This window comes from Prochlorococcus marinus str. MIT 0917, assembly GCF_027359575.1.
In the GTDB taxonomy this organism is placed as follows: Bacteria; Cyanobacteriota; Cyanobacteriia; order PCC-6307; family Cyanobiaceae; genus Prochlorococcus_B; species Prochlorococcus_B marinus_D.
This window is the reverse complement of sequence record NZ_CP114784.1, coordinates 1,258,970-1,272,615: the sequence shown is the minus strand read 5'-3', so window position 1 is coordinate 1,272,615 and position 13,646 is coordinate 1,258,970. Positions and strand designations below refer to the sequence as shown.

General features: G+C 36.4%; 15 protein-coding genes and 1 tRNA gene. 5 read left to right on the top strand and 11 right to left on the bottom strand.

The annotated features are described in order from the left end of the window. Positions 1–166 precede the first annotated feature (166 nt). Positions 167–952, top strand: a complete 786-nt coding sequence (gene cobA, locus O5637_RS07270) for a uroporphyrinogen-III C-methyltransferase (RefSeq protein ID WP_269603794.1) — start codon at positions 167–169, stop codon at positions 950–952. A gap of 22 nt (positions 953–974) precedes the next feature. On the opposite strand, the gene O5637_RS07265 is transcribed toward cobA, so the two are convergent. The 7 genes from O5637_RS07265 to gcvT all read right to left on the bottom strand — a co-directional run bounded on the left by O5637_RS07265 (position 975) and on the right by gcvT (position 9,289). Beyond that, positions 975–1,802, bottom strand: a complete 828-nt coding sequence (locus O5637_RS07265; RefSeq protein WP_269603792.1) for an aminotransferase class IV — start codon at positions 1,800–1,802, stop codon at positions 975–977. Then, entirely contained in the window at positions 1,799–3,139 is a 1,341-nt protein-coding gene (locus tag O5637_RS07260; protein ID WP_269603791.1) for an anthranilate synthase component I family protein, read from the bottom strand. The genes O5637_RS07265 and O5637_RS07260 overlap by 4 nt, the downstream gene beginning before the upstream one ends. After that, positions 3,139–3,816 (bottom strand): 7-cyano-7-deazaguanine synthase QueC, encoded by a 678-nt coding sequence (gene queC / locus O5637_RS07255; protein ID WP_269603789.1) that lies wholly within the window; start codon positions 3,814–3,816, stop codon positions 3,139–3,141. Before queC ends, O5637_RS07260 begins: the two co-directional genes overlap by 1 nt. Before the next feature lie 46 nt (positions 3,817–3,862). Continuing rightward, entirely contained in the window at positions 3,863–4,504 is a 642-nt protein-coding gene (locus tag O5637_RS07250) for a 7-carboxy-7-deazaguanine synthase QueE (RefSeq protein WP_269603787.1), read from the bottom strand. Then, positions 4,505–6,172 (bottom strand): CTP synthase, encoded by a 1,668-nt coding sequence (locus O5637_RS07245; RefSeq protein WP_269603785.1) that lies wholly within the window; start codon positions 6,170–6,172, stop codon positions 4,505–4,507. Positions 6,173–6,275: 103 nt separating this feature from the next. Then, on the bottom strand, positions 6,276–8,096 hold the full coding sequence (gene aspS, locus O5637_RS07240; RefSeq protein WP_269603784.1) for an aspartate--tRNA ligase: 1,821 nt from the start codon (positions 8,094–8,096) through the stop codon (positions 6,276–6,278). Positions 8,097–8,170: 74 nt separating this feature from the next. Next, positions 8,171–9,289 (bottom strand): glycine cleavage system aminomethyltransferase GcvT, encoded by a 1,119-nt coding sequence (gene gcvT / locus O5637_RS07235; protein WP_269603783.1) that lies wholly within the window; start codon positions 9,287–9,289, stop codon positions 8,171–8,173. 151 nt (positions 9,290–9,440) lie between these two features. Between gcvT and O5637_RS07230 the strand changes: the two genes are divergently transcribed. Beyond that, positions 9,441–9,644, top strand: coding sequence for a metal-binding protein (locus O5637_RS07230; RefSeq protein WP_269603782.1), 204 nt, complete (start codon positions 9,441–9,443; stop codon positions 9,642–9,644). 18 nt (positions 9,645–9,662) lie between these two features. Here O5637_RS07230 and speB read toward each other — a convergent pair whose 3' ends face one another. The 3 genes from speB to mazG are packed head-to-tail and all read right to left on the bottom strand — an operon-like array spanning position 9,663 to position 12,242. After that, complete coding sequence (speB, locus tag O5637_RS07225) at positions 9,663–10,556, bottom strand: agmatinase (protein ID WP_269603781.1); 894 nt, start codon at positions 10,554–10,556, stop codon at positions 9,663–9,665. Beyond that, positions 10,553–11,419 (bottom strand): polyamine aminopropyltransferase, encoded by an 867-nt coding sequence (gene speE, locus O5637_RS07220; RefSeq protein WP_269603779.1) that lies wholly within the window; start codon positions 11,417–11,419, stop codon positions 10,553–10,555. Before speE ends, speB begins: the two co-directional genes overlap by 4 nt. Positions 11,420–11,429: 10 nt before the next feature. Further along, a complete protein-coding gene (gene mazG, locus O5637_RS07215; protein ID WP_269603777.1) occupies positions 11,430–12,242 on the bottom strand; it encodes a nucleoside triphosphate pyrophosphohydrolase in 813 nt (270 codons plus the stop codon). A 141-nt stretch (positions 12,243–12,383) separates the two neighbouring features. Between mazG and O5637_RS07210 the strand changes: the two genes are divergently transcribed. Beyond that, positions 12,384–12,455 (top strand) — tRNA-Val (locus tag O5637_RS07210). A gap of 20 nt (positions 12,456–12,475) precedes the next feature. Next, entirely contained in the window at positions 12,476–12,826 is a 351-nt protein-coding gene (locus tag O5637_RS07205; protein ID WP_269603776.1) for an AIR synthase, read from the top strand. A 27-nt stretch (positions 12,827–12,853) separates the two neighbouring features. On the opposite strand, the gene O5637_RS07200 is transcribed toward O5637_RS07205, so the two are convergent. Further along, on the bottom strand, positions 12,854–13,105 hold the full coding sequence (locus tag O5637_RS07200) for a hypothetical protein (RefSeq protein ID WP_269603774.1): 252 nt from the start codon (positions 13,103–13,105) through the stop codon (positions 12,854–12,856). A gap of 63 nt (positions 13,106–13,168) precedes the next feature. On the opposite strand from O5637_RS07200, the gene O5637_RS07195 reads away from it, so the two are divergent. Continuing rightward, complete coding sequence (locus O5637_RS07195; RefSeq protein ID WP_269603772.1) at positions 13,169–13,624, top strand: protein phosphatase; 456 nt, start codon at positions 13,169–13,171, stop codon at positions 13,622–13,624. Positions 13,625–13,646: the final 22 nt, after the last annotated feature.

The following is a 13,646-nucleotide window of genomic DNA, read 5'->3' as shown; positions in this document are numbered from 1 at the left end:
CTTCTTTCTTCCAGAAAGATAGTTCTAATCAGAATAAAGATTATCTTCTAATACCTTATCTTTTAACTCCAAATAAGAATATAAAAATTGATAGTAATGAAGAACAGCTAATATGCTTTACTGAAATCATTAATCGTGGCTTTGTATATATATTTGGGCAATTGCTATGAGTAAAAAGGAATTTGGTACTGTTTATCTTGTGGGAGCAGGTCCTGGTGACCCTGATTTGTTAACAGTTAAAGCACAAAGATTAATTAGCCAATGTGATGCTCTTGTATACGATTCTTTAGTTCCAGTTGAGTTGGTCAACTTAGTATCGTCTACTTGTCAACTCCATTCAGTCGGGAAGAGACGTGGACATCATTCAGTTCCTCAGAGGAAAACGAATGATATTTTGTTTGATTTGGCAAAGACTTATTCTTCTATAGTCCGATTAAAAGGTGGTGATCCATTCTTGTTCGGTAGAGGAGCGGAAGAGGCATCCTATCTTCATAAAAAAGGTGTCCCGGTCCAGGTTGTACCCGGAGTCACCTCTGGTATTGCTGCCCCAGCTTATGTAGGTATACCTATTACTCATAGGCTTGCTGGATCTTCAGTGACTTTTGTGACTGGACACGAAGGGATTGATAAAAAGCGTCCATCAGTCAATTGGCGCTCTCTGGCAAAATCTAGTGACGGATTAGTCATATACATGGGTGTTCATAATTTAAAGTTCATCTCTACTGAATTAATTGCTGGGGGGATGAATCCATCTACCCCTGCAGCAGTGATTCAGCAGGGAACTGTTGTTGGACAACGTTTTATTAAGTCTCAATTAGTGAATCTTTTTGATCGAGTAGAAACTGAAAATTTAGTCTCTCCCTCTATCGTTGTAATAGGTTCTGTTGTTGATTTTCAAATAGAGGCTTGTTCTCCTCCACCAGCTGAAGTGACATTTCCAATTCCTATCTAGATAGTCTGTCAGATATTATTTTTTAGATTTTTAACAAACTCAGCCAAAATTCTTTGGGGTTAGTTGATATTTTAAATTCTTTTTTGTTTATTTTTTGAATTGGACGACAACTTAAACTATTTATTAAAAACCATTCATCATTATCTTTTGGTGTCGCTTCAATGAGAGCTTCTTTTATTATATTCAAATCAATTCCTCGTTGACGCATTATGCCAGGTAGACAACCACTATTAGATGGTGGAGTCAACCAATTATTTTCCCTTTTTACTAATATATTTGCTGTAGTGGCACAACATATTTCACCTCGATTATTTAATAACAGTGCATCATTAAAGCCTGCATTCTTTGCTTCTATGCGCGCTTGAATCCCTTGATTATAGGCAAATGTTTTACAATAACTCAATCGGCTAAAAGAATTTCTTCTTTCAGTTTGACTAATTATTGTAGATATAGATTCAAAATTTGGTTGATAAGAATCTATCTCCAACCAAAAGCTATGATGGCTTGTATTGCTGATATCAATTCCACGTTGTTTTGATGCTCCTCGAGTCCAATTAATACGAATTACTCCATTGACATTATTTAATTGTGATCGGTTAATGCCATCTTCAATGAGTGAAATCAACCATTCTTTTGATGGTGGAGGATTCATTTCTAAGATACTTGCACTTTTTTGCCATCTATTTAAATGCTCATTAAGAAGCTGCGGAACTCCATTCAAAATGAAAATCGTTTCAAAGATTCCATCTGCAAAGTTGAGACCTCGATCATTAATTGGCACTTTTAAATCTTTGAAGATTCCCCAGTGACCATTAATCCAGCCTAATTTTTCGTTCTTATTTTCAGTCATGTTAATGCTTTTAAAAGTGGCATTAATTTCCAATTCATTTCCTCAGCTTCCTTTTGACTATCTGAATCTGCAACAATTCCACATCCAGCATTAGCAGTAACAGAGGATTCTTTAATCATTAAAGATCGGATTAGAATATTGCTATCAAGGACCCCATCCCAATTTATATTTAATATTGATCCACAATATGGACCTCTCGCTGTTGGTTCAAGCTCATACAATCTTTTACAAGCCCTAAGCTTGGGTGCTCCTGTTACGGAACCACCTGGCCAACAGGCCTCAAGCAAGTCAACCCAAGTTTTATTTGTATTGAGTCTACCTTTAACTACTGAAGTGAGATGATGAACTTGTGAATAGCTTTCTAAAACTAGTAGATGAGGCACTTTGATTGAACCCGGTTGGCATACTCTTCCAAGATCATTTCTTAGTAGATCGACAATCATGACATTCTCAGCATGATCTTTTGGACTACAAATAAGCTCTGCTGCCCAATCAGCATCTTTTTCTGGATCTCTATCTCTGGGTCTAGTTCCTTTGATTGGTCTCGTTTCCACCTCACCACTGGGTAAAGCTTTTAAGAATCTTTCTGGTGAAGTTGATATAATAGCTTCTCCTTTTGCCATCTGATCGCCGATAATTACTCCAGCAAATGGAGCAGGGGAGCATTTTTTAAGTTTTGAATATACGTCTATTGGACGCATGAATTCTGGTAATTGGGCTTGGCATGAGGTAGTTAGATTAGCCTGAAAAATATCACCTTTCGCAATCCATTCTTTGATCTCATCAACTCTTTTAGAATATTCTTGACTTGTTAACTTCCATTCCCAAGATTCTAGGGGAATATTATGTTTGCGTTCTGCTTGTTTTGCTGTTTCACTGTCTGGTTTGGAAAGCTTTTGATGAAAAGTACTTTTTAGAAAATTTTCCATAATTGAGATGCGCTTTTCATCTGTGCCTTCTAGCCATAGCTCTTTATTTTGAAGATCAAATTTCAATATAGGGTCATGAGAGGCTATCCATAAAGTTGCCATAGAACTTGTTTGCCATGGATTTTGTGGCTCTGTCCAAGATGCAGCTTCATAACTCAACCAACCAGTCCAGTGCCCTGGCGGTAATTCGCGTAAAATTTTAAAAGGATTAGAACCTTTTTTTGACATTTCTAATCCTCTAGAACAAAACTGTTCTAGAGGATTAATTCCTAAGGTGACCCATCGACCTAAATCACTCCCATCGCCATCAAGCCATATAAATCCTGCCTCTCCCCATTCTTGAATCAATTTATAAGCTACTAGCTCAGGTGATTTCCACTGACATAGTAGTCGCTTAATGTTATTCACTAGATATTTAGGCTACATAGATCTTCTCGACCTATTTCTTTTAATGCTTTATCTCTAATACGACAACTATCACATTTACCACACGGTTTACTTTCACCTTGATAGCAACTCCATGTTTTTTCTATAGGAATTTTTAAGCGTAATGCCTCTTTAAAGATTTTTGTTTTTTCCCAATCTAGTAGTGGAGCCCACAGTTTTATACCTTTCCCCTCGCGTCCTACTCTACTGGATAAGTTGGCTAATTCTTGATATGCCTCTAAATAATCCGGTCTACAGTCTGGATATCCAGAATAATCCATTGCATTGATGCCTAATGCTATTCGATTGGCTCCACGAGCTTCTGCAAGACTTAACCCAATAGCAACAAAGATAGTGTTTCTACCTGGAACGTAAGTGTTAGGAATAGTATTTTTTTGTATGCCTTGAGTGGGAATTATTTGTGACGTGTCGGTCAAGGAGGACCCACCCCAAGAAGATAAATCAATCTTGATTGTTATGTGATCCTCAAGATTTAGATCTTTTGCTAAATCTGCGGCTGCTTGTAACTCCTTAAGATGGCGTTGGCCATAATCAAAGGATAATCCAATCACTTTTTGCCCAGCTTCCATAGCTATACAAGCAGCTGTAGCTGAATCAATTCCTCCGGAAAGTAATGCAATTGTTGTCTGTTCAATCATTATTTTTTTTTAATCTAATGAAGCAAAATCTCATTAATCTAGTTGGTTAGAGTACACCTAGCCATTTGTGAGTTTGCATACTTAATCTCCAATCAGGATTGTTTTTTACATACTTGATTGCGAGTGTTTGCCCTTCTTCATTTTCCCATCCTGCTTGCAAAAATAATTGAGGTTTAATCTTTCCATTGTTTTTTATTAAATCAGCCATTTTTTTAGCAAAAAGTAAATCTTCAGCGTTCTGGATGACAACTTTTAATTCTTGGCAAGATAACAGATTATCAAGGCGTGGAGGAGAATGCCGTTTAGGAGATAATGTTATCCAATCTGGGTTGCCACTTAGTGCATCTACGCCACTTGTTTCGAGATGAATTGGAATAGATTTCTTCTCTAGATTGAGTGTAGATTTTCTAATTTCTCTGCATAGATGATTTAAATTATGATGCAATGGCTCGCCTCCAGTGATTACAACAAACGCTGCACCTTCTTTTTGTGCTTTGGCTGTGCTAATTGATAAATCTATCAAAGTTTGTTGTGGATGAAGTTCGGAATTCCATGAATTTTTCGTATCACACCAAGGACATCCAACTTTACAACTAGCTAATCTGATGAAGTAAGCGCTTCTACCAGCATGTTCTCCTTCTCCTTGTAAAGAATGAAAACATTCCACTACTGGTAGACATGGTTCCATTTATTGCTGTTCTAGAGATTTTTTTTCAATAATTTTTGATTGTGGATTGAATGCTTCACTTGGTGAGGATGGGACGCGTAATTGTGCAGCTTGAATCAAGCCACTAAATAAAGGGTGTGGTTTCCCTGGCCTAGAGAGAAATTCTGGATGATATTGACATGCAATAAAAAATGGATGATTTTTTAATTCTATTAGCTCTACCAATCGACCATCAGGTGAAGTACCACTAATTACATAACCAGATTCCATTAGGAGAGTCCTATATGAATTATTGAACTCATAACGATGTCTATGCCTTTCGTAAACAACTTCTTCGTTGTATAAACTTTGCCCGGTTGTGTTGGTTTGAAGTCTACAAGGATATACTCCTAATCTCATGGTTCCTCCTAGATCAACTACGTCTTGTTGTTCTGGCAGTAAGTGAATTACAGGGTGTTTTGAATTTGGATCTAGTTCGGCACTAGATGCATCTACTAAACCAGCTAAATTGCGAGCCCATTCAATGACAGCACATTGCATCCCTAAGCAAAGTCCCAGGAAAGGAACCCTTTGCTCCCTTGCCCATCTGATAGCTGCTATTTTCCCATTTACGCCACGATTACCAAAACCTCCTGGAACGACAATTGCATCCATTCCTTGAAGTAGTTTTTCTGCTCCCTCTGATTCAATGTTCTCCGCATTGATCCAATGAAGATCTAAGGATGCATCTTGGGAAATGCATGCATGACGTAATGCTTCGACTACTGATAAGTAGGCATCATTTAATTGTACATATTTGCCAACTAATGCAACTTTTACAGGAGGGCCTGGATTGTGCAATTTATGGACTAATCTTTCCCAGTCTTTTAAATCACTTTCATGATCATTTAGATCCAAGCAATCTAATACCTCCTTGCAAAGTCCTTCATCTTTGAGTGCCAAAGGTACTGAGTAAATACTGTCAGCATCAAGAGATGCTATGACCGCATCAGAGTTAACTCCACAAAAACCCCCTATTTTATTTTTTAAATCATCATTAATTGGCCTATCACTGCGACAAACTAAAATATCTGGCTGAATCCCGATAGAACGTAATTCTTTTACTGAGTGCTGTGTTGGCTTGGTTTTAATTTCACCAGATGTCCCTATGTAAGGCAATAATGTGACGTGAACATAAACAACATCGTTTCTCTTTACATCACCTTTAAATTCTCTTATTGCTTCAAGAAAAGGTAGAGATTCAATATCTCCAACTGTCCCTCCAATTTCTGATATCACTACATCTGCACCACTATTGTCTGCTACACGTTTAATTCTTTCGCGAATTTCACGAGTGATGTGGGGGATAACTTGAACTGTTCTTCCGTCATAGTCACCTCTCCTTTCTTTATTAATAACAGCTTGATAAATGGAACCCGTCGTGACACTGTTAAGTCTTGACATTGCAGTATCTGTAAAGCGCTCATAATGCCCAAGGTCTAAATCAGTTTCAGCCCCGTCTTCAGTTACAAAAACCTCTCCATGTTGAAAAGGACTCATCGTCCCTGGATCAACATTTAGATATGGGTCAAGCTTCAAAATAGAAACACTGTACCCTTTTGATTTAAGTAGTCTGCCAAGACTTGCGGCAACAATTCCTTTGCCAATGCTTGAAACTACACCACCAGTGACGAAAACAAATTTTGCCATTTACTTTTCAATCATTCTTTAAGCTACCTTGATCCAGGTAAACACCAAGAAATTTACATATTTTCTCTTTAGGATAATGTTTTTACCGTTAATTTCTATCAATTCAATCAGGATTTATCCAAGTAGAAGCTATATGGAGGTCTTCTAATTGCTTGTTTTCCACGTTTGCAGGGGCTTGAGCCATGGAACAACGAGCTTGTTGTGTTTTTGGAAAAGCAATAGTATCTCTAATTGAATCTTCATTGGATAAGAGCATAACTATTCTGTCCAGTCCAAAAGCAATCCCACCATGTGGAGGAGCACCCATTGAGAGCGCATCAATTAAAAAACCAAATTGCTCTTCTGCTTCATTTTTAGATAGACCAATTACTTCTAGCACGGTTTTTTGAAGTTCTGAGTTGTGAATTCTTAAAGATCCTCCACCAATTTCTAATCCATTTAGAACTAGATCATACGCTTGAGCATTTGAATTGGGTAATTTGTCTTTCCATAAGCTTTCTGATTCACCAATATCTTCAGGCTTAGGAGCGCAGAAAGGATGATGAATTGCTTCAAGACGATTTTCATCAGAATTGAATTCAAACATAGGAAAATCAGTGACCCAAAGAAAATTCCATTGAGTTTTTAATTCGTTGTCTGAGATTATCTTTAGATCTTTCGCAATAAATTGACGAACCCTATCTAAGGTCCTATTAACAATGTTTGTGGGCCCTGCACCAAAAAGGATTAGATCACCAGCTTTTGCTTGGGTTTTGGATAGGAGTTCTTTTATTTGTGAGGTAGTTAAATTATCTTTTATGGCTCCAATAGTATCGACTTCTTCATTATCTCTAACTCTAATAAATGCTAGCCCGCCAGCGCCAGCCTTTTGGGCTTCGCTGAAAATGTCTCCACCTGGTTTTATTCTTACATTACTAATCAAATTATTTCCATCCTCAATGGTGATGCATTTGACGCATCCACCAGAAGAAATAGCATTTGAAAAAACTTTAAATCCACTTGTAGAAAATAAATCACTTGTGTTAACAAGTTCCATTCCATATCGAGTATCAGGTCTGTCAGTTCCAAACCGATCCATAGCCTCTTGCCAAGTCATCCTTGGAAATGGGCTTGGGAGGTCAATCTCTTTAATTTTTTTCCAAATGTTAATAATTAACTTCTCATTTAACTCAATTATTTCTTTTTCTTCCATAAAACTCATTTCAATATCTAATTGAGTAAATTCTGGCTGCCTGTCTGCGCGTAAATCTTCATCACGGAAACAGCGTGCAACTTGGTAGTAACGTTCAATGCCACCAACCATTAATAATTGTTTGAATAATTGTGGTGATTGGGGCAATGCAAAAAATTCCCCACCGCATAAGCGTGAGGGGACTAAGTAATCTCTTGCTCCTTCAGGAGTTGATCGAGTCAAAATAGGTGTTTCAACTTCTATAAATCCTTCTCCTTCAAGAAAACTTCTAGCCGCTTTGACTGTGTTATGTCTTAATCGAAGATTTTTATTCATTCTCGCTCTTCTTAGATCCAAATATCTATGTCTCAGCCTGATTTCTTCTTTAACACTCTCTTCATCATGAATTGAAACTGAGAAGGGGAGTGTACTAGTAACAGCATTCAGAATTTTTATATTTTCAGCTAAGACTTCTACTTCACCGGTTGGGATTTTTGTATTAATAGCTTCTTCAGGTCTTGCTCTTACTAAGCCATTGATTTGAAGAACAGTCTCATTTCTAAGACTTTCAGCGATGTTAAAAAGATCTTGACCTTGATCTGGATCAACTGTGATTTGAATTGTTCCAGAGCCGTCTCTTACATCAATAAAGATTACTCCGCCATGATCCCTTCTGCGATCAACCCAACCACATAGTTGAACATTTGCGCCAATTGCGGAAGCTCGTAGTTCTCCACAAGTTTTATTGCGCATGAAATTTTCAATCATCATGAATACTGAGTTTCCCACAAAGACGGGCTTGTATGCACAACACAGTTTCTACTTGCTCAAAAACCTTTTCGATAGAAAGGTCTTTTTACGATGATTGCAGGATGTTTTTTTCCTCTAATTTCTACTTCTAATTGAGTATTTACTTTTGCAATTTCGCTAGGTACATAAGCAAGAGCTATAGGTTCTTTCAATGTTGGAGACCAAGTTCCGCTAGTTACTTCTCCAACAGTTTTGCAGTTGAATAAAACTGGATATCCTTTTCTTGCGATTCCTTTATTCATCACTTTAATACCAACAAGTTTTTTTTGCGTTCCATCTTCGGCCTGTTTTTCTAAAGCTTTCCTACCAATAAAATCATGAGGCATTTCTAAATGAACTAACCAACCCAAGCCAGCTTCAAAGGGAGTGGTATCTAAGTTGATATCGTTGCCATATAAATGCATAGAAGCCTCTAGTCGCAGTGTATCTCTGGCTCCAAGCCCGCATGGAGTAACTCCCGATGCAATTAGATTCTTCCAGATGGACTTTGCTGTTTCTGGTGATGATAAAAATTCGAAACCTTCCTCTCCGGTATACCCAGTTCGTGCAATAAAAATTGATTCTTCTGAGTTGATTAGATTGGGATTAGAAGTAATAGTTCTATGGCCAAAACGTGGCAAATCGGATAAAGGCTCTTGAAGAATTTTCTCAAATGTACGAATCGATTCTGGACCTTGGATGGCAATTAATGCACCTTCAGGCATGAATTCGGATATAGTAATTGCCTTTTTTGAAAGATTTAATCTCAACCATTCAATGTCTGATTCTTTTCTTGAGGCATTAATGACTAGAACTATACTTTCATCTTTTGTATCTAAAATTCCCTGGTCATAAATGATTAGATCGTCTTGAATCCCTCCATTTTCTTTTAAAAAAACTGTATAACACGCTTCACCAGGTCCTATTCGAAACACGTCTGAAGGAACTAATTTTTGTAATGAGCTCTTGATATTTTTACCTTTTAATTGGACAACACCCATATGAGATATGTCGAACATTCCAACATTTTTTCTTACTGCATTGTGTTCTTCTATTAACCCAGAAAAACTAACAGGCATTTCCCAATTTGCAAAAGGGACCATTTTACCCCCTAATTTTTGGCATTCTTCGTAAAGAGGAGTTTGCAGTAATTTCATTTTTTGCTGAACGTTAAAAGAAATTCACTAGTAAAAACGTGAACCGATAAGAATTTCTAGAACTAAATTTAATGCTTTGTGGCTCGATCCGGAAAGTTTTACTACTCTATGAGTCTTGGGTTAAGACTTGATGATTCTAAAAAGATCTTGTATGAGCTGCAATCAGTGTGTTGCAAGTCATTTTGATTCATTCTCATGGTGCAAACTTAGAAAGATAAAAATACATTCTGAGATATCTGCATCTGTTTCTTGTGGTCATTGGATAAAAAAAGAACCTTATTTCCCAAGAATTTCTGAAAGATCTGTTGATCAACAACTCGATTTTGGAAAAGTATTAGTTACGGATAAGAATTAAAGTCAAATTTTTTTGGGATTATTGGTCCAATAACATAATTAATGAACGTATAACTTTTGCAGCCAGGTTACTACTAATACCAGATTTATCTAAATCAGGAGATAATTCAACTACATCTGCACCAATTAAGTTATGCGACTTGATAACATCTATTATTGCTGCAAAATCTCCCCAAAAATAACCTCCGGGTTCAGGAGTGCCTGTACCTGGCATTATAGATGGATCAAACCAGTCTAAATCAAAAGTTAAATAGATTGGTTTTCCTTTGAATTTTTTTAGAGCTTCTTCTAAATATTTTGCATTCTCTCCACAATTATGTTGAATTATTCTTTTAGTATGATTCATTTCAAGAAATTCTGATTTTGTTCCACTTCTTATTCCTATTTGAAAGATCTTTTTGCTAGGTAGTATTTCTAAACATCTTTTCATAGTACAAGCATGACTAAACTTACTACCTAACCATTCATCTCTAAGGTCTGCGTGAGCATCTAATTGAATCATAATTAATTCAGGATAATTATTAATTATTGATGTAATAATTCCAGTTGTTATTGAATGTTCTCCACCTATAATAAGAGGCTTTAAATTATTTTTAAGTAAAATATCTATTGCGTCTTTTACATAATCAATTGTTAATTTTGCATCTCCAAGGGGCACATCTAATGAACCTATGTCAGCAAATTTTATATCTTCTAAATCTAAATTTAATTGCGGACAATATGATTCAATTCCATAGCTATTTTCTCTAACAGCAGAGGGACCGAATCTCGCGCCAGGTCTAAAGCAACAAGTTCCATCGTAAGGGACGCCTAACAGCGACACTTTGCATTGATCAATGTTTCTTTGTCCTCCCATGAATATTGCACCATCGTTATTAAATAGTGATAGATCTTTGAGGTTGGCTTTGCTCATGTTTTTGCTAGCTCTCTTTCTATAAATGCAGGAATAGCGTTAAACGCACCTTGTTGCCATCTCTCACTCCAAATCTGACAATTTTCAGAGATCTCATTTACGCGATTTTTTTGGGGATACATGTATTTGGGCTTCTCCATAGATGCAAATGTCCAGCTCCATAAACCGCTTGGGTAAATGGATACAGATCCATACATTGGATCTGCGTAGTCAAAAATTTCACGCAGAACTTTGACAATATTTATATGAATTTGCCGGAAAGATTCTGGCGATTCACTTTGAGTTGCTAAAACTCCTCCTGGCTTCATTATTCGTTTACAATCTGTCAGGAAAGAATTGCTGAATAATTCTTTAGACGGTCCAATAGGATCTGCACCATCAATAATAATCACATCATATGAATTTTCTTCTTTATGTTTTACCCAATCAATTCCATTCTTGATTTGTAAATGCAATCTTGAGTCAGACCATGCATTTCCTCCGATAGTAGGTAAATACTTTTTACTTAATTCAATAACTCTTAGATCGATTTCAACTAAATCGATAGACCTAACCTCTTTATATTTTAAACATTCTCTTGCGCTACCCCCATCACCTCCTCCAATAATTAAAATATTATCTATTTGCGTAGAACAAGATAAGGCAGGATGAATAAGACATTCGTGATAACACTTTTCAGACTTTTCTGCTGTCATCCAACAATCATCAAGTAATAGTGCTTTTCCATATCTTTTGCTTTCAAAGATAGTAATTTTTTGAAAAGTACTAGACTCTTCTAGTATTAACTTTCCAAGTAGTCCATATCTAACTCCTTGATGATACTCGTCAAGCCAATCTGATCTTTTCTTAAGTTTGTTATTCATAATTATAATATTAATGCTTGAGATTGATCTTTGCTAATTCCCATAATTTATCTAAATTTTTTTTTGATTGGGAATGTAATTCGCCCTCTATATTTTCTTCTATGTACTTTAATCGCTCTAGGAATCTTTTATTAGTTTTTGCTAATCCTTCTTCTATAGATATTTTGTGCCATCTTGCAATATTGATCAATGTAAATAATACATCTCCTATTTCAGCCTCTGCCTCGGAAGGCTGATCCGCTTTTAATGCATCTTTTAATTCTTTTAATTCTTCAAACAATTTATCCCAAATCTGATCACTTTTTTCCCATTCGAATCCGTTTTTTGAAGCTTTGTTAGATATAATGAGTGCTGCTTTTGTTGAAGGTTGAGGTCGTATCTTTAATTTTAATCGGTCACTAATTGGAGTTTTTGAGTTATTTAATGGTCTCTCTTTATTCTTGATTTTTTCCCATGAGTATTCCACTTCTTTTATACTTACTGTTGCTTTTTTTTGAAATACATGTGGATGTCTGCGAATTAGCTTTTCAGTGATTATGTCAATTATATCGCTCATATCAAATAAGTTTTTTTCTTTTGCTATTTGAGCATGCAAAATTATTTGTAATAAAAGATCTCCAAGCTCTTCTTTTAATTCGTCAGGATTGTCTTCTCGTATTGCGTGAGTAACTTCATAGGCTTCCTCTAAAACATATGGGATCAACGAAAGATGAGTTTGCTTGATATCCCAAGGACAACCATTGATTGGATCTCGTAGGTCTGAAACTACTTGAAGGAGTTTATTGATTTTTTTGTCTAAATTGATTTGGTTTGTGTTTGTCATTTTTAGCTGTCCTGAGAGAGCTGTAATGAAGCTCATAAAACGATTTTTTTTGAATCGTTGATCTAATTATGATTAATTCTCAACAACAGAGCAGCTTGAGGTATAAAGTACATGAATTAGTCTAAGGACTAAGAATTGTATGGGCGATTAGCTCAGCGGTAGAGCGCCTGCCTTACAAGCAGGATGTCCCTGGTTCGAACCCTGGATCGCCCATCTAGATTATTTTTTAATTTATGCAATATGGTCCTGGATTAAAAATTTCAGCAACAGCAGTAGCAGAGTTAAATAGGCAAGCTGCTTTTACTGGAACACCAGGAGTTATGCATATTGATTTATTGGATGATAAGTGTGGAGAGGGATGGAAATTTATAAGAATTAGGCCAGGGAAAAATGATGGTGTTCCCCTGGCTAGAGCTGATGGGATTACTTTGTATGCTCGCCAAGATCAAGTCCTATTTTTTCAAGGTTTAAAGCTGAATTATTTCGGTGATTTAAGTGGAGGTGGATTTCTTATTAGCACGCCAAAAGGGGCAGAAGCTTCTCCATGTGGCTCAGGCTTTAGAAAACTTTCAAAAGCTCAATAATTTCTTAAAACAATTAGAGAATTGACTCTATTCTTCTGGAAACAAGATCGAAGATAGTTCATCAGAATCAACTTCATAGACGCGAGCTAAACTTGTTTCAATTGCGCTAGTTACGTCACCAGGTAAGAATCTCATAGCATTTAAAGCATCATCCGATATGTCTTCTGTAAGCAACTTTTCTTTACTATTTAATTTTTCATCGTTGATTACAGCAATTACCCAGCTTTGATATGCGTAGACAAGATCGGAGAACTCAAGTTCAGGGTCGTTCAGATCCATGACAAATAAACAGATAATGAACAATAAACACTAGTTTGGCTGTAGTTGGAGAAAATGTCTTCTATGGAACAAATATCTCGCACATCTATTCAAGCAAAAGCATTTGAGTTCGCATTGATGGAATTAATTTATAGTAAGCGAGATAGCTTTCAGCCACTATGGAGCGTGGATAGCTGGGTTAAATTTTTAATCTGGTTAAGTTTAAATTGTGGGCTTTCTGGAGACAAAGAAAGCCTGGAATTGTTTGCGAAAGCCATGGGTTCTCCTTTAACAAGTCGAATGAGAAAAATATTTTTTGAAAGAGCTTTAGAAGATTTATCATTACATGTGATGGCCGATCCTGCAGAAGCCCAAGTTTTGATAATGCCCATAGCTGTAGATAAGGAGATTAATGATATAGAAATAGTTCAAGCATTAAAAACGATTGGTTTAAGTGAAAAGGTTTCTTCATCTTCGGCTGCATGGGAAAGGCATGACGCAATAGTTTCGATTCCTTGGAACGTGAAAAGTGACATTTGAATTTAGGAAAAGCAAGAATGAT

Coding starts and splice junctions, on each gene's coding strand:
- O5637_RS07230 (WP_269603782.1), top strand. CDS start 9,441: ATGAGCTGCAATCAGTGTGTTGCAAGTCATTTTGATTCATTCTCATGG.
- speE (WP_269603779.1), bottom strand. CDS start 11,419: ATGAATAACAAACTTAAGAAAAGATCAGATTGGCTTGACGAGTATCAT.
- O5637_RS07245 (WP_269603785.1), bottom strand. CDS start 6,172: ATGGCAAAATTTGTTTTCGTCACTGGTGGTGTAGTTTCAAGCATTGGC.
- O5637_RS07205 (WP_269603776.1), top strand. CDS start 12,476: ATGCAATATGGTCCTGGATTAAAAATTTCAGCAACAGCAGTAGCAGAG.
- aspS (WP_269603784.1), bottom strand. CDS start 8,096: ATGCGCAATAAAACTTGTGGAGAACTACGAGCTTCCGCAATTGGCGCA.
- O5637_RS07200 (WP_269603774.1), bottom strand. CDS start 13,105: ATGGATCTGAACGACCCTGAACTTGAGTTCTCCGATCTTGTCTACGCA.
- mazG (WP_269603777.1), bottom strand. CDS start 12,242: ATGACAAACACAAACCAAATCAATTTAGACAAAAAAATCAATAAACTC.
- O5637_RS07265 (WP_269603792.1), bottom strand. CDS start 1,802: ATGACTGAAAATAAGAACGAAAAATTAGGCTGGATTAATGGTCACTGG.
- queC (WP_269603789.1), bottom strand. CDS start 3,816: ATGATTGAACAGACAACAATTGCATTACTTTCCGGAGGAATTGATTCA.
- gcvT (WP_269603783.1), bottom strand. CDS start 9,289: ATGAAATTACTGCAAACTCCTCTTTACGAAGAATGCCAAAAATTAGGG.
- O5637_RS07195 (WP_269603772.1), top strand. CDS start 13,169: ATGGAACAAATATCTCGCACATCTATTCAAGCAAAAGCATTTGAGTTC.
- cobA (WP_269603794.1), top strand. CDS start 167: ATGAGTAAAAAGGAATTTGGTACTGTTTATCTTGTGGGAGCAGGTCCT.
- O5637_RS07250 (WP_269603787.1), bottom strand. CDS start 4,504: ATGGAACCATGTCTACCAGTAGTGGAATGTTTTCATTCTTTACAAGGA.
- speB (WP_269603781.1), bottom strand. CDS start 10,556: ATGAGCAAAGCCAACCTCAAAGATCTATCACTATTTAATAACGATGGT.